The following is a 17,417-nucleotide window of genomic DNA, read 5'->3' as shown; positions in this document are numbered from 1 at the left end:
AACGATTGCCCGACTGGCCCGCGAGGGTCGAGCCGATGTGCCGGTTTATGCGATCGGCGCAGATCGTCGGGTGGCCACCCGGACATTCGATGTCGACGGATCGCCACTTTTCGTAGCCGAAGGGATTTTCGCCGCGGAGATCGTCGAGGAGTGCCGGCGGCGAGGGCTGCTTGCCGGGGCGTACGCGCTGCGCCGGCCGCGGGGCGCGACCTTCCTGCGCCGGCTGGCCCGCGACCTGGCCGAGCAGCGCAAGGCACCCCGGGTGCTGGTCCGACGTGGGGTGGCCCTGCTGCGGGCGGAGCCCGCGGTGCTGCGCCGGCAGACCGGGCTGGGCGCCGAGGCGGCCCGCGCCCGGGAGGTGCTGCACCGGGTGGCCGGCCTGCTCTCCGGCCACCCGCACGGCTGACGGTCAGGCGAGCAGCTTGGCGTACGCCGGCTTGATCACCTCGTCGATGATCCGGAGTCGTTCGTCGAACGGGATGAAGGCGCTCTTCATCGCGTTGATGGTGAACCACTGCAACTCCCGCCAGCCGTAGCCGAACGTCTCCGTCAGCAGGAACATCTCCCGCGACATGGAGGTGCCGCTCATCAGCCGGTTGTCGGTGTTGACGGTGACCCGGAAGCGCAGATCCCGCAGGAGGCCGATCGGGTGGTCGGCGATCGAGTCCACCGCACCGGTCTGCACGTTCGACGAGGGGCACAACTCCAGCGGGATGCGCTTGTCGCGGACGTACGCGGCCAGCCGGCCGAGCACCGGCGTCCCGCCGGGGGTGATGTCGTCCACGATCCGCACGCCGTGACCGAGCCGGTCCGCGCCGCACCACTGGATCGCCTGCCAGATCGACGGCAGACCGAACGCCTCACCGGCGTGGATGGTGAAGTGGAAGTTCTCCCGCTGGAGGTATTCGAAGGCGTCGAGGTGTCGGGTGGGCGGGAAACCCGCCTCGGCGCCGGCGATGTCGAAGCCGACCACCCCGGCGTCCCGGTGCCGCACGGCCAGCTCGGCGATCTCCTGTGAGCGAGCGGCGTGCCGCATGGCGGTGAGCAGTGTGCCCACCCGGATGCCCAGGCCCGCCTCGGCGGCCTGCGCGGTGCCCTCGGCGAACCCGGCCAGCACCGCCTCGACCACCTCGTCCAGGCTCAGGTCCCGTTCCAGGTGCTGCTCCGGCGCGAAGCGCACCTCGGCGTAGACCACCCCGTCGGCGGCCAGGTCCAGGGCGCACTCGCGCGCCACCCGGCGCAGCGCCGGCCCGGTCTGCATGACCGCGACGGTGTGCGCGAACGTCTCCAGGTAGCGCTCCAGCGACCCGGAGTCGGCGGCCTCGACGAACCAGCGCCCGAGCGCCTCCGGATCGGTGGTGGGCAGTTCGTGGCCCACCTCCGCGGCCAGCTCGACGATCGTCGCCGGCCGCAGTCCGCCGTCGAGGTGGTCGTGCAGCAGCGCCTTCGGGACCTTGACGATGTCCTCGTATCGGATAGTTGCGACCATGCTCAGACCCTAGTCAGCGACCCTCCTGGGCCGGGACGGGACCGGCCTAGACTTGATCCCGTGGACACAGCTCGGTGGCTCGACGAGCGGGCCGGGCGCATCCTGGAACGGCTGCGCTGCCCGGTCTGTGGCGAGCCGCTGAGCGAGACCGCCGCCGGCACCAGCCGGGCGCTGCGCTGCCCGCGCCGGCACAGCTTCGACATCGCCCGACAGGGTTACGTCAACCTGCTCGCCGGTCGCGCCCCGCACGTCGGGGACACCGCGGAGATGGTCGCCGCCCGGGCGGACTTCCAGGCCGCCGGGCACTACGACGTCATTTCGGCAGCTCTCGCCGCTGCCGCGACGGAGGCCGCCGCCCGGCTCGGCGCGACGGCCGCGACGCGGCCGGCACCTGCCCCGCCCACCCTTTGCTCTGCTTACCCCCACGCACCAATGTCCGACCAGAACCGGCGCGTAGAGGTAAGCAGAGCAAAGGACACAACAGCGGGGGTACGGGCCGAACCGCCCGCGCCGGACTCCGGGGCGTACCCCCTGGTGGTGGATGTCGGCGCCGGCACCGGCCGGCACCTCGGCGCGGTCCTGGCGGCGCTGCCCGACGCCGTGGGTCTGGCCCTGGACGTGTCCAAGCCGGCGCTGCGCCGCGCGGCCCGCGCGCATCCCCGGGCCGCCGCGGCGCTCGCCGACACCTGGCAGCGGCTGCCGCTCGCCGACGCCTCGACCGCAGTGCTGCTGAACGTCTTCGCCCCGCGCAACGGCCCGGAGTTCCACCGGGTGCTCGACCCGACGGGCACGCTGCTGGTGGTCACCCCCGCCGCCGACCACCTCGCCGAGTTGGTCGACGCCCTCGACCTCCTGCGGGTCGACCCGGAGAAGGCCGACCGGGTCGCCGCCAGCCTGGGCGGGCACTTCACCCCGGCCAGCTCGACGGTGCACCGCGCGGAGCTGACCCTGACCCGGCCGGAGGTCGCCACCCTGGTCGGAATGGGCCCGAGTGCCTGGCACACCGACCCGGGCAAGCTCGCCGAACGGCTGGCCGCGCTGCCCGAGCCGATCCGGGTGACCCTGGCGGTCCACCTGGACGCCCACCTGCCGCGCTGACGGCAGCGCGGGCTCAGGTGGAGAGGTCGACCTCTTCCCAACCCGGCGGCTCGTCGTGGTACGGCCCGCGCAGGATCACCGCCCACTCCAGCGCCCAGCGCCGCTGCCCGATCGCGTTCGCGTCGACCAGCCCCGGCGCCCGATGACCGCTCCGCTCGGTCTCCAGGTACGCCCAGTCGAGGCAGTAGTGCAGGTCGAGCAGGGCAGCCGCGTCGGCCGGGTGCTGCGGGGCGGCGAGGATCCTGGTTCGCCAGTGGGCGAACGTCTCCCCCTCGGCGATGTGCGGCAACCGCTCCACCAGCCGCTCGTCCACGGCCAGGGTCGGATCGAGCTGCTTGCTCAACCCCAGCACCCAGGCCAGCGCGAAGAGCGCGTCGTGATGCAGCACGAACGAACGGTGGTCGCCCTTGCCGCCCATCACGAACTGCCACTCCGGCGGCGTGACCATCTCGACCAGGTGCGAACCGAGCAGCCAGCTCATCGCCGCCTGCGGGGGCATCCCGAAACAGCGGGCCAGGATCAGGTGCAGCACGGCGATCCGCGCCTCGATCTCCGCCCTCGGACGCAGCTCAATCTCGTCACCCGGCTCCCAGACGAGCGGGAACTGGGCCGGCGGCAACGGCAACCCGAGCCGGGACAGCTCGTCCAGGCTCGCCTCGCGCACCTCACGTGGGTCGGGGGCAGGTACGGTCACGGCGGATCTTCCTGTCTGCTCGCGACGGCCCAAGGCCGATCGTCCCCCCTTGGCCTGCGACAATAGCGCTCCAAGATGACCGGCACCATGCCGACCCGACCGCCCGACCGGGTCAGCCGATCCGCTCGATGACCAGCGGCGTCGCGGCCGGCGCGGCCGGCGCGATCCGTACCGCGCGAGCGGCCTCCGCCAGCGCCGCCGGGATCCGCTCCGCGTCGTCCGCGCGCAGCTCGTAGAGGGGGTCGCCGGCCCGCACCGCGTCACCCGGCCGCTTGTGCAGCACCACCCCGGCCGGCACGCTGACCGGGTCCTCCTTGCGGGCGCGGCCCGCGCCGAGTCGCCAGGCCGCAACCCCCATGGCGTACGCGTCGACGGCCGCCACGTGCCCGTCCCGCTCGGCGCGGACCACCTCGACCTCCGGCGCGCTCGGCATCGGCGCGTCCGGGTCGCCGCCCTGCGCGCGGATCATCGCCCGCCAGGAGTCCATCGCCCGGCCGTCGCGCAGCGCCGCCGCCGGGTCGGCGTCCGGCAGCCCGGCCGCGTCGAGCATCTCCCGGGCCAGGGCCAGGGTCAGCTTTACCACGTCGGCCGGCCCGCCGCCGGCCAGCACCTCGATCGACTCGGTCACCTCGACCGCGTTGCCGATCGCCAGGCCGAGCGGGGTGGACATGTCGGTGAGCAGGGCGACCGTCCGCACGCCGTGCGCGCCGCCCAACTCGACCATCGTGCGGGCCAGCTCGCGGGCCTGGTCGACGGACTTCATGAAGGCGCCCGAACCGACCTTGACGTCGAGGACCAGCGCGCCGGTGCCCTCGGCGATCTTCTTGCTCATGATCGAGCTGGCGATCAGGGGGATCGCCTCCACGGTGCCTGTCACGTCGCGCAGCGCGTACAGCTTGCGGTCGGCGGGGGCGAGCCCGGCACCGGCCGCGCAGATCACCGCACCGACGTTGCCGAGCTGGGCGATGAACTCGTCGTTGCTCAGGTTGGCCCGCCAACCGGGGATGGACTCCAGCTTGTCCAACGTGCCGCCGGTGTGCCCGAGACCCCGCCCGCTCAGCTGCGGCACGGCAGCGCCGCACGCCGCCACCAACGGCGTGAGCGGCAGGGTGATCTTGTCGCCGACGCCGCCGGTGGAGTGCTTGTCCACGGTCGGCCGGCGTACCGCCGAGAGGTCGAGCCGCTCACCGCTGGCGATCATCGCGGCGGTCCACCGGGCGATCTCCGGGCCGGTCATGCCGTTGAGCAGGATCGCCATGGCCAGCGCGGACATCTGCTCGTCGGCGACAACCCCCCGGGTGTACGCGTCGACCACCCAGTCGATCTGCGCGTCCGACAACACACCGCCGTCCCGCTTGGCCCGAATGACATCAACAGCAGCAAAACCACTCATCAAGATCTCTCTCAGCTATGGGGCGCAACGACGATCAAGCCCAGCGAACAGGGATCTCCGCGGGCGGCTCACCCTCGCCGGCCCAGAAGATCGTGCCGGTGGCGTCCACCACCACGACCCGGGGCGTACGGGCCGTTCCCCAGGTGATCGCCTCCGCCGGGTCGCCCCAGCTGGGCGCCTCCTCCAACACACCGGTTTCGGCGCCCGCGTCGTCGCCGGCCGACCGCTCCCAGTACGCCGTCCAGACCTGCTGCCCGGCGGACATGTCCGGGTGCACGAAGACGGTGCCGCGTCCACGCCAGGCGGCCAGCCGCTCCGGGACCACCGGCAGCGGCGTCTCACCGGTGACCGCCTCCAGGTCCTCCACGCCGAAGGCGTGCGGCAGCAGCTCGGCCATCCGCAGCGGGTGGGTCTTCGTCTCGATCAGGCACTCCGGCCCGCCGTGTTCCCACAGCAGTTGCCGGCACCGGCCGCACGGCATCAGCGGCTCTCCGGTGGCATCGACGCAGGAGAGCGCGACGAGGCGGCCGCCACCGGTCGCGTGCAGGCTGGAGACCACCCCGCACTCGGCGCAGAGCGTCACCCCGTACGCGGCGTTCTCCACGTTGCAGCCGACCACCACGCGGCCGTCGTCGACCAGGGCGGCCGCGCCGACCGGGAACGTCGAGTACGGCGCGTACGCGTGCCGCATCGCGTCGATGGCGGCGGCGCGCAACCGCGCCCAGTCAATGTCGGTCATGTCATCATTCTGCCGAAGTAGCCCAGTTCGGAAGCGGGCAGGGCCGCCCCACCCGCCGGGACAGCTCCGAGGGTCAGCCCTTGATGTACGGCTTACCGTCGGCGGCCGGCGCGCGGACCTTGCCGACCAGCCCGGCCACCGCCAGGATCGTCGCCAGGTAGGGCAGCATGGCCAGGAACTGGCTGGGGATCGAGCTGCTGATCGCGCCCAGGTAGGTGGCGAGCTGGTCGGCGAAGCCGAAGAAGAGCGCGGCGAGCAGCGCTCCGGTCGGGTTCCACCGGCCGAAGATCAGCGCGGCCAGGGCGATGAAGCCCTTACCGCCGATCATGTTCTTGGTGAACGAGTAGAGCGCCAGCGTGTAGGAGGCGCCGCCGATGCCCGCGACCACGCCGGCCAGCAGCACGTTGCGGTAGCGCACCCGCAGCACCTTGACGCCGAGCGTGTCGGCGGCGGTCGGGTGCTCACCGACCGAGCGGGTGCGCAGCCCCCACCGGGTGCGGAACAGCGCGATGTGGATCACCAGCACCAGGAGCAGGCCGAGGTAGAGGAAGATGTTGCCGCGGAACAGCGCCGGCCCGAGCACCGGGATGTCCTTCAACAACGGGATCTCCCAGTTGCTGAAGCGGGGCGCGCTGTTGTATTTCGCGGCGTCGGTCTGCATCAGCCGCTCGTAGAGGAAGCCGGTGACACCGACCGCCAGCAGGTTCAGCACGATGCCCATGACGACCTGGTCGACCAGGTAGCGGATGGCGAAGACGGCCAGCAGCAGCGAGATGAACGCGCCACCGAGAGCAGCAGCGACCAGACCCACCCAGACGCTGCCGGAGATGCTGCCGAACAGCGCGCCGCTGAACGCACCCATCAGAAGCTGGCCCTCGATGGCCACGTTGACCACGCCGGACCGCTCGCAGAGCACCCCGGCGAGCGCGCCGAAGATCAGCGGCAGGGCCAGGATGAAGGTGCCCCGGATGATGTTGACCAGCGGCATGAAGTTCTGCCCGGCCGGCGCGGAGGAGACCTGCCAGCAGAGGAACGAGAGCACGAAGCCGACCAGCCCGACAGCGAGCACGGGCAGGAACCAGCGCTTCGGCACCCCGGCGAGCAGCGCCGCGCCGGCGGCGATCGCGATGATCCCGAACAGGATCGCGCCGATCGTGCCGTTGATCTCCAACGCGGTACCGGCCGCGTCGTCGCTGAGCGTGAAGCGGGCCTGCTCGTCGGTGGCGAGCGCACCGAAGAGCACCGCCGCCAGCAGCCCGAGCGCCAGCAGCGTGAGGCCGACCTTGCGGCTACGGGTCCAGAAGCCCTCGTCGACCGGGGCGACCGCGATGTCGGGGACAGCCATGGTGGACATGAGTTACCAGCCCTTCGCCAGGCTCGTCTGCAACCGCGCGGCCCGCGCGGCCCGGAGCTGGAAGATCGCCTTCACCAGTGCCGGCGCGGCGATGAAGATGACGATCAGCGCTTGGAGCACGGTCACCAACTCCAGCGAGATCCCGGAGTACGACTGCATCCGGTTGCCACCGGCCTGTAGCGCCCCGAACAGCAGCGCGGCCAGCAGCACCCCCCAGGGCTTCACCCGGCCGAGCAGCGCCACCAGGATGCCGTCGAAGCCGACCTGCGCGACCACCAACGGGGTCAACGCGCTGGCGGTCGAGCCGAGCACCATGTTCGAGCCGCCGAGCCCGGCCAGGATCCCGGCGAAGACCATGATCAGGATGTACGTCCGGGTGACGCTGATACCGGCGGTGCGGGCGGCGTCCGGGTTGGCGCCGACCGCTCGCAGCTCGAAGCCGAGCGTCGAGCGGTTCAGCAGCCAGGCGACCGCCCAGGTGGCCAGCACGGCGAGCAGGATGCCGGCGTGCACCCGCAGGTTGTCGCCGAGCAGTCGGGGCAGCTGAGCGGAGGTGTCCACCGCCTTGCTGATCGCGTCGGTACGTTTCGGGTCCTGCACGCCGTTCTGCACGATCAACCAGGTGAGGAAGTACGTGGCGACGTAGTTGAGCATGATCGTGTTGATCACCTCGTGCGCGCCGGCGCGGGCCTTGAGGATGCCGGGGATGAAACCCCAGATCGCCCCACCCAGGGCACCCGCCAGCACCGCCACCAGCAGGTGCAGGCCGGGCGGCAGCGGCAGCAGGAAGCCGGCCAGCGCCGCCATGATCACGCCGATCGTGGCCTGGCCCTGTGCGCCGATGTTGAACAGGCCGCCACGGAAGGCCAGCGCCACCGACAGGCCGGTGAAGACCAACGGCGCGGCGTAGGTCAGCGTCTCGGAGATCGGCGCGAGCGCGGCCTGCCAACTGTTGGTGCCGTTCAGCCAGCCGGAGAACGCCTCGGGGTCGAAGATCGAGCCCTTGAACAGGTTCGCGTACGCCTCGCTGACGAGCGTCCAGCTGGAGTTGATCGCGTCGGACGGGCGGGAGGTGATGTACGAGTAGGTGGAGAGCACCGCCGGATCAGAAATGATCATCAGCACCGCGCCGACCACGATCGCCAGCACCAGCGACAGCAGGGTCACCGTGAAGGTGTTGGCCGCCCAGAGGTTGTCCAGGAAGAGCCGGCCCAGGCTCGGCTTCGGCTCCGGCTTCGGCTCCGCCGGGCCCGGCTCGGTCGCCAACTCGGCCCGTTCGGTGTTGGCGAGCGCGTCCTGCGCGGCCTGCGCCTCGCTCGCCGGCTCCTTGTCCGGGGAGCCCGACTGCGGGCTGGTGTCGCTCATGCCGTCACTCCGCTTCGCTGCGTGACGCCATGAGGCACCGACGCCCTGTAACGATGATTCGCTCGCTGGGGCTCGCTCATGCCGTCACTCCGCTTCGCTGCGTGACGCCATGAGGCACCGACGCCCTGTAACGATGATTCGCTCGCCGGGGCTCGCTCATGCCTTGTCCTCGTTCGCGGGGCCGTCGGCGCTCGCCGGGCCCTCGTCGGTCACCGTGTCGTCGGCAGCGCTGGGCTCGGCGGTGGCGTCCGGGCTGATGCCGGCCATCAGCAGGCCGATCGCCTCACGCGGGGTGTCCGGGCCGACGATGCCGATGATCCGGCCGCGGTACATGACCGCGATCCGGTCGGCCAACCCGATCACCTCGTCGAGTTCGCTGGAGACCACCATGACGGCGGTGCCGACGTCCCGCTCGCGGATGATCCGGCTGTGGATGAACTCGATCGACCCGACGTCGACGCCGCGGGTCGGCTGGGCGGCGATGAAGAGCTTCAGCGGCCGGGACAGCTCCCGGGCCACGATCACCTTCTGCTGGTTGCCGCCGGAGAGGGTGCCCACCGCCGCGTCGGCCGACGAGGTACGGACGTCGAACTGCTCGATCCGCTCCTTCGCCGAGGCGGCGATCGCATCCGGCTTGAGCGCGAGCCCTGCGCCGAACGGCGGCCGGTCGTAGATGTCCAGCACCAGGTTCTCCGCGACGCTGAACTCCTTGACCAGGCCGTCCACGCTGCGGTCCTCGGGCACGTAGCCGACGCCGGCGCGGAGCACCTTCTTGGTCGTCCAGCCGTCGATCCGGTCGCCGCCCAGGCTCACCGTGCCGGCGAGCACCGGGCGCAGGCCCATGATCGCCTCGATCAGCTCGGTCTGACCGTTGCCCTGGACGCCCGCCACGCCGAGCACCTCGCCCGCGCGCACGGTCAGGTCCACGCCGTCGACCGCCCGAACCTGCCGGTCGTCGTCGACGACCAGCCCGGCCACCTCGAGCACCGGCTCCCCCGGCGTGGCCGGGGACTTGTCCACGGTGAGCCGGACGTTGCGCCCGACCATCAGCGCGGCCAACTCGTCCCGGCTGGCCTCGGGTGAGGCGGTGCCGACGGTCTTTCCGCGCCGGATCACCGTGATCCGGTCGGCGATGGCCTTGACCTCGCCGAGTTTGTGGGTGATGAAGACGATCGACTTGCCGGCGGCCTTGAGGGACCGCATGACCGTCAACAGTTCTTCGGTCTCCTGGGGGGTGAGCACGGCGGTCGGCTCGTCCAGGATGAGCAGGTCGACGTCGCGGGTGAGCGCCTTGACGATCTCGACGCGTTGCTGGATGCCGACCGGCAGGTCCTCGATCACCGCGTCCGGGTCGACCCGGAGGTTGTAGCGCTCGGACACCTCGGAGACCTCGCGCCGGGCGCGGCGTCGGTCCAGGAAGCCGGCGATGCCGCCCTTGACCTGCTCGGCGCCGAGCATGACGTTCTCCGCCACGGTGAAGACCGGCACCAGCATGAAGTGCTGGTGCACCATGCCGATCCCGGCGCCGATCGCGTCGGACGGGCCCTTCAGCTTCAACGGCTTGCCGTCGACCAGGATCTCGCCCTCGTCGGGCTGGTAGAGCCCGTAGAGCACGTTCATCAGGGTCGACTTGCCCGCGCCGTTCTCGCCGAGCAGGGCGTGAATCTCTCCAGGCTCCACCGTCAGGTCGATGTGGTCGTTGGCGACCAGATCACCGAACCGCTTGGTGATGCCGCGCAGTTCGAGTCTCAGCGCAACCTCCTGGAGTGCGAGCGATGGTGCAGCGTAGCTGCCGCTGACCCAGCCGGCCGGCTGGGTCACCGTGGCGCGCGATCGGCCGCTCCGGCGCCGCGGGTCAACCCGCGGCGTCAGAGCGGCCGGATCGGTCGTACCTGTCCCCCGCCGACCCTCCCGATGATCTCATCGGACGGGCCGGCCGGTTGTCACTTGGTCGGCTGGGCCTTCGAGGTGACGGTGATGGTGCCAGCGGCGATGTCCGCCTTGATCTTGTCGACCTCGGCCTTCAGCTCGGCCGGAACCTTGCTGTCGAAGTCGTGGTACGGGGCGATCGAGACACCGTTGTTGGCCAGGGTGCCGACGAAGCCCGGGTTGGCCGGCAGCTTGTCGCCAGCGGCGGCCTTGACCACGGCCTCCTTGACGGCCTCCGGGATGTTCTTGACGACCGTGGTGATGATCGCGGAGCAGTCCGGGGTGCTCTCGCAGCCGTCGACGTCCACCCAGATGGTGTTGTACTTGCCGCCCGAGGCCTTCGCCGCGGCGGTGGTGCCGAGACCGGCGCCACCGGCGACCGGCATGATGATGTCCGCACCCTGGGCGACCAGCGCGTCGGAGACCTTCTTGCCCTCGTCCTGCTTGCCGAAGTCGTTGGTGAAGGAGCCCTTCTGGGTCTCCTTGTTCCAGCCCAACAACTGGACGTCCTTCTTCTTCGTGGTGTTGTAGTACGCCACGCCGTCGGCGAAGCCGTCCATGAAGATCGTCACCGGCGGGATCGGCAGGCCACCGTAGGTGCCCACCTTGCCGGTCTTGCTCATCCCGGCGGCCAGGTAGCCGGCCTGGAACGCGGCCTGGGCGGTGTCGAACTGCATCGGGTAGATGTTGGCGTCACCCGGGTTCGCGTCGACGATGCCGAACTCCTGGTTCGGGTTCGCCTTGGCGATCTTCGAGGTGGCGTCGGCCATCAGGCCACCGACCGCCAGGATGAAGTCGCACTTCTGGTTGACGTACTGCGTCAGGTTGGGCTCGTAGTCGGCCTCAGCCTTCGACGCGACGTACTTGATGTCGATGTTGTCGTTGGCGGCCTTGGCCTCCTGCAGACCCTTCCAGGCCGAGGTGTTGAACGACTTGTCGTCGATGCCGCCGGTGTCGGTCACCATGCAGGCGCTGAACTTCTTGGCGCCACTGCCGGCGTTCTTGTCATCATCGGGGGCCTCGCCACAAGCGGCGACGGAGAGCGCAAGCCCACCCACCGCGACGATCGAGGCGATCCGCATCCCACGCACCGAGCGCAAGACGTCTCCTTCCCATTGCACACCGCGCCTAGTGCGGTGGCAGCCCATCAGCCGACCTGCGGGTGCCGCCGGCTGTCCCACGTTACGGACGGGAGCGTACGCCCGCGCCCACCCACCGGCCGACAATCGTGCACGACTGTTGAGCGCCTGTTACCCGGGTGTAACCCTTGCGTGGGGCAAGTCACTCTTTGTGCTGCTAATCGCGTCCACGGGCGTCACGAAAGTCCGGTTCGCGGGAGGCCGCTCCCTCTCGGACGTTACCGCCAGAAGACCGCCACTGCCGCGTTGACCAGGGTCAAGCCGGCGATCGTGAGGAAGTGCCCCCGGTTGATCGAGTCACGCTTCCGCGAGAAGAAGACCATGACGAAGATCAGCAGCGCGAGCGTCAACTTCGTCACAAGTTTTGCCGGTGCCGGCTCGTCACCGTCGCGCAGCGGGGCGGCGAGCCCGATCCCGGTCAGCAGACCGATAACGGAGCCCCACAGCATCGCGGGGTTGATCCGAAGCCGGCCGCTGATGTATTGCGCGATCGTGCCGCCGAGCAACAGGGCGAAGCCGATCAGGTGGACATAGAGAAGAATCAGTCGAGTCGTTTCCACGCCAGCCATTCTCCCCCATCAACGACACTTTGTAGTAGGGCCCGCCCGGGGGATGGGGCGAACGGGCGAGGCGCCCGGCCGGAATGTCCCGACCGAGCGCCTCAACGAACTGTCCGCCACCGTGGGGCGGCGGTGCCGTGCTGTCAGCTATCGATCTTCACCGAGCCGTTGATCTTGCTGTCCCGCACCGACGCCTTGGCGCCGAGGGCGGTCAGCCCACCATTGACCTGGCTCTCCACGACCGACACCACCGAGGCGCCGTTCGCCTTGACACCGCCGTTGATCTTGGCGTTGAACGCAATCAGGCTGGCCCCCGGCGCGACGTTGACGCCACCGTTGACCGTCGCCCCGTCCAGGCAGACGACGCCGGACTTGACGGTGAGCCCGCCGTTGCGCCGCTCGGTGATCACCTCGGTGCAGGTCGGGTAGCTGGGCTGGCTCTGCACGTTCAGCTCACCGAAGGCGATCGCGCGGGCGTTGTCGGTACGCGGGTCGGTCAGCTTCAGGACGTCCAGGCCCTTCTGGATGTCGCTGGAGTAGATGTACCCGTTGTGGTAGTACGTCGACCAGGCGCCGCCGAGGACCAGGCGGGTCGCCGAGAGCGGCCCCCGCTCCCAGTAGGCGATCTCCTGCGGGTTGGCCGAGTCGGTGAAGTCCCAGACCGAGATGCCACCCTGGTACCAGGCCTGGACCATGATGTCGCGGCCCATCGCCGGGATCAGCGAGCCGTTGTGCGCCACGCAGTTCTCGGTGCTGGTGTTCTGGCGCGGGATCTTGAAGTAGCTCTTGAACTCCAGGGAGCGGTTCGCGCCCGAGCCCACGATGTCGAAGATCGCGTCCGCGCCACGCTTCGGCCCGATGGTCGCGTTGCAGGTCGCGCTGCTGCCGCCACCGAGCTCGTCGGTGAAGACCACCTTGGTGCCGGCGTTGTTGAACGTGGCCGAGTGCCAGAACGCGAAGTTGGCGTCCCGGACCCGGCTGAGCACCACCGGGTTCTCCCGGTCGGAGATGTCCATCAGGATGCCGTCACCCATGCAGGCGCCGGCCGCGAGGTCCAGCTCCGGGTAGACGGTCACGTCGTGGCAACCGCTCGTCGAGTTCGCGCCCACCGTGTCGGGGAACAGGTTCGGCGTGGCCACGACGGCGGCCGCGGTCGGGTTGGCAAGCGGCACCTTGATGATCGACAGCTTGTCGTGCGGCGGCTTGCAGTCCGCGGCGTTTGTCGACGGGCTGTACGACTGCACGTAGACGTAGAGGTTGCCGTCGTTCTTGCCCGGCACGAGGGTGTGGGTGTGCGAGCCGCAGTCGGTCTCGATGGCCTTGATGTAGGTCGGGCTGGCCTTGTCGGTCACATCGAAGATCCGGACGCCCTCCCAGGAGCTCTTGATGTTCGCCGACTGGCTGGTGCTGTTGCACGAGTCGTCGTTGCGCGACGAGTCAACCGAGAGGAACACCAGGTTGCCGAAGACCGAGAGGTCGTTCTGCGAGCCGGGGCAGACGACCTGGCTGGTGATCTGCGGCGCGCTGGGCTTGCTGACGTCGTAGATGGTGAAGCCGTCGTAGTTGCCGACGAAGGCGTAGTTGCCCTGGAACGCCATGTCGGTGTTGTACGACGCCTCCCGGGCGAACGCCCCGGACTTCGGCAGGTTCGCGATCTGCTTGAGGTTCGGGGTGCTGGCGATCTCGTCCACGCCCGGGGCGACGTACTCGGCCTGGGCACCGGTCTCCTCGGCGGAGAGGCAGAGCTCGGCGAAGTTGTCCCCGGCCTCCCGCAGCGACTCACAGTTGTCGGCGGTCTCGCTGGTGTCGACCGCGCCGATGGCCGGAGCCCCCGCGACAGCCGTGAAGAGAACAGCGGTGGCGGCGGCGAGGCTGACGGCCCCGACTCTGCGTACCCCTCGTGATTTCTGTCTGAACACTGGGTCACGCCCTTTCTAGCAAAGGGTGGATCATGAAGTAGCCGGACCATATCCAGTGCCCAGGATGTTCATTGTGATCTACGACACGATCGGGAACCGATCAAGGTAACGATCAGATAACGAAAGCTCGAAAAGGGCGTCACCAAAAACCCAAGCTGGGGCCTATGGTCCATTTCCCGGCACGCCTTTTCGCCCAGGTCAGCGCCGCGCTACGATCCCCGCCAACCTGATCAGCGGCGGGAGTCAACTTGTGCTAAGTGAGCGGATTCGGATGATCTCTCCCCGGCTTCGGGTGATCCTCCTGGTGGAGTTCGCCGTCCTGCTGGTGCTGGCCGCTGGCGCGGCGGTGGCCCTCGGACTGCGCGAGGACGCCCCGACGCCGACGGCACGGGCCAGTGCCAAGGCCACGCCGCCGGCACCCCTCGCCCAGCCCGGCGTGCCGGACTCCACCGCCCCGGTGGTGCTGCCCGGACGGCCCGGCGAGGTCGCCCGGACCGCGCGGGCGAACGAGGTGACGCCGGGACCGAGCCCCGCCTACAACGCCACGGACGTCCGGTTCGTCACGATGATGATCCCGCACCACGAGCAGGCACTCGTGATGGCGCGGTACGCCCCCGGCCGGGCCGAGAGTTCGACGATCCTCGCCATCGCCGACCGGATCCTGGCGGCGCAGGGGCCCGAGATCGGAGCACTGGAGGGCTGGCTGGCGGCCCGGGGCCTGGACCGGAATTCGGGAAGCGGCGGCGCGCACCAGCACGAGATGGCGGGCATGCAGTCGGCCGAGGCCCTGCGGGGGTTGGAGGCCGCCCGTGGCGCCGCCTTCGACCGGATGTTCGTGGCCATGATGAGCGAACACCACCAGGGCGCCATCGACATGGCGCGGGAGGCGTTGACCCTCGGCGTCGACAGCATCGTCAACGAGATGGCGACCAGCGTCGGCTTCGAACAGGCGGTGGAGATCGAACGGATGCGCGAGGCGCTGACCGGCTGACCCGACCGCTCACCTCAGGCCGGCTCCCGTCAGCCGAGTCGCCAGACCTGGAAGGTCGGGCCGTCGGCGGGGAGGACGACCACGCCGTCGGCGTCCGGGCGCAGCGCGGGAGCGCCGCCGTAGGCGTTCTCCCCCGACGGCAGGCCGGCGATCCGGACCGGGGCACCGGCGGAGCGCCGGGCCAGCACGAGAACCGAGCCGGCCGGCGTCTCACGGAGGAAGACCAGGGTGTCCGCGTCGGCGTACACCCGGCGCAGGCCGCCGTGTCGCAGCGCCGGCTCGGTACGGCGCAGCGCGACAAGCGCCCGGTACGCCGCGAAGGTGCCGGCGTCCCAGCTCTGCGGCCGATGCCACGGCATCGGAGTGCGCGACTCCTCCCCGTTCACGCCGGTCAGCCCCAGCTCGTCCCCAGCGAAGATCACCGGGGTGCCCGGCATGGTGGCGAGTAGGCCGGCTGCCACCTCCTGCCGGGCCGCGTCGCCGACCACCGTGCGGATCCGGGCCGAGTCGTGCGAGCCGAGCAGCTGCCACGAGTGCACGTACGACCGCCAGGAGACCAGCGACCGGTAGGCATCCATGGTGGACAGCACCGCGGCGGTGTCCCGCCGTTGGGCCCCGCCCGGGGTGCCGAGGAAGTTCGGCACCGGTGCGGCACCGTGCCGCAGCCAGGACCAGACCGGGTCGGTGAAGCCCACGTAGTTCATCGTGCCGTGCCAGCCGTCGCGGTCGAGGTCGCCGGTGTGGTCGTGGCCGTGCTCGGCGAGCACCAGCCCGTCGGCCCGGGTTTCGGCAACCACCTCGCGCAGCAGTCGGGCCACCTCGTGGGTGTAGGAGTCGGCACCCCGACGGCCGGTCATGTTCGCCACGTCCACCCGCCAGCCGTCGAGCGCGTACGGGGGGCGCAGCCAGCGGCGCAGCGGCGCGTCGTCGGCGGTGGCGAAGCGGCGGCGCAGGTCGTCGCTACCCCAGTTCAGCTTCGGCAGCGACTTCACACCGTTCCACGACTCGTAGTCCCCGGTGATCTCGTCGAAGTAGTACAGCCCTCGCTCTGGCGCGCACACGTCAGAGGTGGCGGCGGTGAACCACTCGTGCGCGTCGCCGGTGTGGTTGCTGGTGATGTCGCCGAGCAGCCGCCAGCCCCGGGCGCGGACCGCCTCGGCGAGTCGGGCCAGCGCGGCGTCCCCGCCGAGCAACGGGTCGACCCGGTCGAAGCTGGCCGCGTCGTAACGGTGGTTGGATCGGGCCGGGAAGAACGGGGTGAGGTAGACGGTGTTCACCCCGAGCCGGTCCAGATGGTCCAGCCGCTCGGCGATGCCGTCCAGGTCGCCGCCGTAGAGCTGGCGCGGCGTCTCGGGGCCACGCCCGATCACCGGGGTGTCCCAGTCGCACGGGATCGCCCAGTCCGGCAGCGGTCGGGCGTCGGCTGCCGACGAGCGGGCGAACCGATCGGGGAAGATCTGGTAGATCACCGCGTCCCGCGCCCAGGCCGGCGGTGGTGCGTGGGTGACCAGCTTGAAGTCGCTGTTGTCCGGCACGTCGTGGTCGACCAGCCCGGCGGCGTTGAGCCAGCGGTAGCCATCGGCGCCGGTGAGCATGAACCGGTAGTTGCTCACCGGGTTACGCACCTCGACGTCGGCGCGCCACCAGACGTCCCCGCCGGCGCGGCGGTCGACGACGGCCTCGACGAAACGCGGCTCGCCGTCCGGGGTGGTGCGGACGTGCACGGTCCGCACGTCCGCACCAGCGGGAACCCGGACGAAGACCGGGACGCTTCGCCCGAGGGCGGGCTCCTGGTCGGGGACGTAGGTGGCCGAGCCGTCGTGGTGCGGGCGCTGCGCGGCCACGGGCGGGGTCACGGGGCTCATCCCTTGACCGCTCCGGCGGTGAGGCCGGAGACGATGTAGCGCTGGAGGAACTGGAAGACCAGCACGGTGGGGATCGCGGTGAGCAGGGTGCCGGCCGCGAAGATGCCGAAGTTGTTGTTGCGCTCGTTGCCCTGCAACATGCCGTACATGCCGACCGCCAGGGTCTTCGAGTCGGTGCTGGTGAGGAACACGTTGGCCATCAGGAACTCGTTGATGGTGCCGATGAACGCCAGCAACCCCGTCACCGCCAGGATCGGCGCCACCAGCGGCAGCATGATCCGGAAGAAGACCTGGGCGTGCGAGGCGCCATCCATGGTGGCCGACTCGTCCAGCTCCCGGGGCAGGGTGTCGAAGAAGCCCTTCATGAGCCAGGTGTTCACACCGAGCGCTCCACCCATGTAGAGCAGCAGCAGCCCCCACGGAGTGTTGAAGCCGATCGCGGGCCACAGGTCGGTGATCGCGCCGAAGATCAGGTAGATCGCCACGATCGCCAGGAACTGCGGGAACATCTGGATCAGCAGCAGCGAGAGCAGCCCCACCCGCCGGCCGCGAAACCGCATCCGGGAGAAGGCGTACGCGGCCAGCGCCGAGAGGAGCACCGACGCGAACGAGGCCACCCCGGCGATCAGCAGCGAGTTGAGGAACCATCGCTCGAAGGCGGTCCGCTCGAACAGCCCGGTGAAGTTACCCAGCGACACCCCGCCGGTCGGCACCAGCTCGGTGGTGGAGAGCGTGCCGAGCGGGTTGAGCGCGGCGGAGAGCACGAACACGATCGGGAAGAGGCTGAACAGCACGCCGAGCACGGCGACCAGGTGCCGCCAACCGACGTCGGCGAACCAGCGGTTGCGCCGCCGGCCGGTGACGTTCCGGTTGGTCACGGGT

The 17,417-nt window shown here is 70.2% G+C and carries 13 protein-coding genes and 3 pseudogenes; 4 read left to right on the top strand and 12 right to left on the bottom strand.

Translation table 11 applies throughout. The features are described 5' to 3' along the window. The first annotated feature begins 70 nt into the window (after nucleotides 1-70). Nucleotides 71-406 (top strand): hypothetical protein, encoded by a 336-nt coding sequence (locus tag ABZ780_RS08035; protein WP_357485126.1) that lies wholly within the window; start codon nucleotides 71-73, stop codon nucleotides 404-406. Nucleotides 407-409: 3 nt separating this feature from the next. On the opposite strand, the gene ABZ780_RS08030 is transcribed toward ABZ780_RS08035, so the two are convergent. Further along, nucleotides 410-1,489, bottom strand: a complete 1,080-nt coding sequence (locus ABZ780_RS08030) for an adenosine deaminase (RefSeq protein WP_357485123.1) — start codon at nucleotides 1,487-1,489, stop codon at nucleotides 410-412. Between the two features lie 99 nt (nucleotides 1,490-1,588). Here ABZ780_RS08030 and ABZ780_RS08025 point away from each other — a divergent pair. Beyond that, nucleotides 1,589-1,849 (top strand): annotated as a pseudogene (locus ABZ780_RS08025) (putative RNA methyltransferase); the annotation flags it as partial. Between the two features lie 168 nt (nucleotides 1,850-2,017). Next, nucleotides 2,018-2,587, top strand: a pseudogene (locus ABZ780_RS08020) (methyltransferase domain-containing protein); the annotation flags it as partial. 13 nt (nucleotides 2,588-2,600) lie between these two features. Here ABZ780_RS08020 and ABZ780_RS08015 read toward each other — a convergent pair. From ABZ780_RS08015 to ABZ780_RS07975, 9 genes and pseudogenes are all read right to left on the bottom strand, one after another. Then, entirely contained in the window at nucleotides 2,601-3,281 is a 681-nt protein-coding gene (locus ABZ780_RS08015; protein WP_357009233.1) for a DUF4272 domain-containing protein, read from the bottom strand. 112 nt (nucleotides 3,282-3,393) lie between these two features. Continuing rightward, entirely contained in the window at nucleotides 3,394-4,674 is a 1,281-nt protein-coding gene (locus ABZ780_RS08010) for a thymidine phosphorylase (RefSeq protein ID WP_357485120.1), read from the bottom strand. Between the two features lie 34 nt (nucleotides 4,675-4,708). Beyond that, on the bottom strand, nucleotides 4,709-5,413 hold the full coding sequence (locus ABZ780_RS08005; protein WP_357485118.1) for a cytidine deaminase: 705 nt from the start codon (nucleotides 5,411-5,413) through the stop codon (nucleotides 4,709-4,711). Nucleotides 5,414-5,486: 73 nt separating this feature from the next. Continuing rightward, complete coding sequence (locus tag ABZ780_RS08000; RefSeq protein ID WP_357009246.1) at nucleotides 5,487-6,767, bottom strand: ABC transporter permease; 1,281 nt, start codon at nucleotides 6,765-6,767, stop codon at nucleotides 5,487-5,489. Between the two features lie 3 nt (nucleotides 6,768-6,770). Beyond that, complete coding sequence (locus ABZ780_RS07995; protein WP_357485115.1) at nucleotides 6,771-8,132, bottom strand: ABC transporter permease; 1,362 nt, start codon at nucleotides 8,130-8,132, stop codon at nucleotides 6,771-6,773. Nucleotides 8,133-8,288: 156 nt separating this feature from the next. Then, a complete protein-coding gene (locus tag ABZ780_RS07990; RefSeq protein WP_357009253.1) occupies nucleotides 8,289-9,953 on the bottom strand; it encodes an ABC transporter ATP-binding protein in 1,665 nt (554 codons plus the stop codon). Nucleotides 9,954-10,075: 122 nt separating this feature from the next. Then, the gene (locus tag ABZ780_RS07985; RefSeq protein WP_357009578.1) at nucleotides 10,076-11,143 is read right to left on the bottom strand and encodes a BMP family ABC transporter substrate-binding protein; all 1,068 of its coding nucleotides are present in this window, start codon (nucleotides 11,141-11,143) and stop codon (nucleotides 10,076-10,078) included. 275 nt (nucleotides 11,144-11,418) lie between these two features. After that, nucleotides 11,419-11,760, bottom strand: coding sequence for a hypothetical protein (locus ABZ780_RS07980; protein ID WP_357009580.1), 342 nt, complete (start codon nucleotides 11,758-11,760; stop codon nucleotides 11,419-11,421). Between the two features lie 434 nt (nucleotides 11,761-12,194). After that, nucleotides 12,195-13,535, bottom strand: a pseudogene (locus tag ABZ780_RS07975) (hypothetical protein); the annotation flags it as partial. Nucleotides 13,536-13,950: 415 nt separating this feature from the next. Here ABZ780_RS07975 and ABZ780_RS07970 point away from each other — a divergent pair. Next, a complete protein-coding gene (locus tag ABZ780_RS07970; protein ID WP_357009256.1) occupies nucleotides 13,951-14,670 on the top strand; it encodes a DUF305 domain-containing protein in 720 nt (239 codons plus the stop codon). Between the two features lie 29 nt (nucleotides 14,671-14,699). On the opposite strand, the gene ABZ780_RS07965 is transcribed toward ABZ780_RS07970, so the two are convergent. Next, the gene (locus tag ABZ780_RS07965) at nucleotides 14,700-16,526 is read right to left on the bottom strand and encodes a glycoside hydrolase family 13 protein (protein ID WP_357009258.1); all 1,827 of its coding nucleotides are present in this window, start codon (nucleotides 16,524-16,526) and stop codon (nucleotides 14,700-14,702) included. 5 nt (nucleotides 16,527-16,531) lie between these two features. Beyond that, nucleotides 16,532-17,413, bottom strand: coding sequence for a sugar ABC transporter permease (locus ABZ780_RS07960; RefSeq protein WP_357009583.1), 882 nt, complete (start codon nucleotides 17,411-17,413; stop codon nucleotides 16,532-16,534). Nucleotides 17,414-17,417 lie beyond the last annotated feature (4 nt).

Source organism: Micromonospora sp. NPDC047467 (assembly GCF_040643095.1).
Classification (GTDB): Bacteria; Actinomycetota; Actinomycetes; order Mycobacteriales; family Micromonosporaceae; genus Micromonospora.
This window is presented reverse-complemented; position numbering and strand designations above follow the sequence as displayed.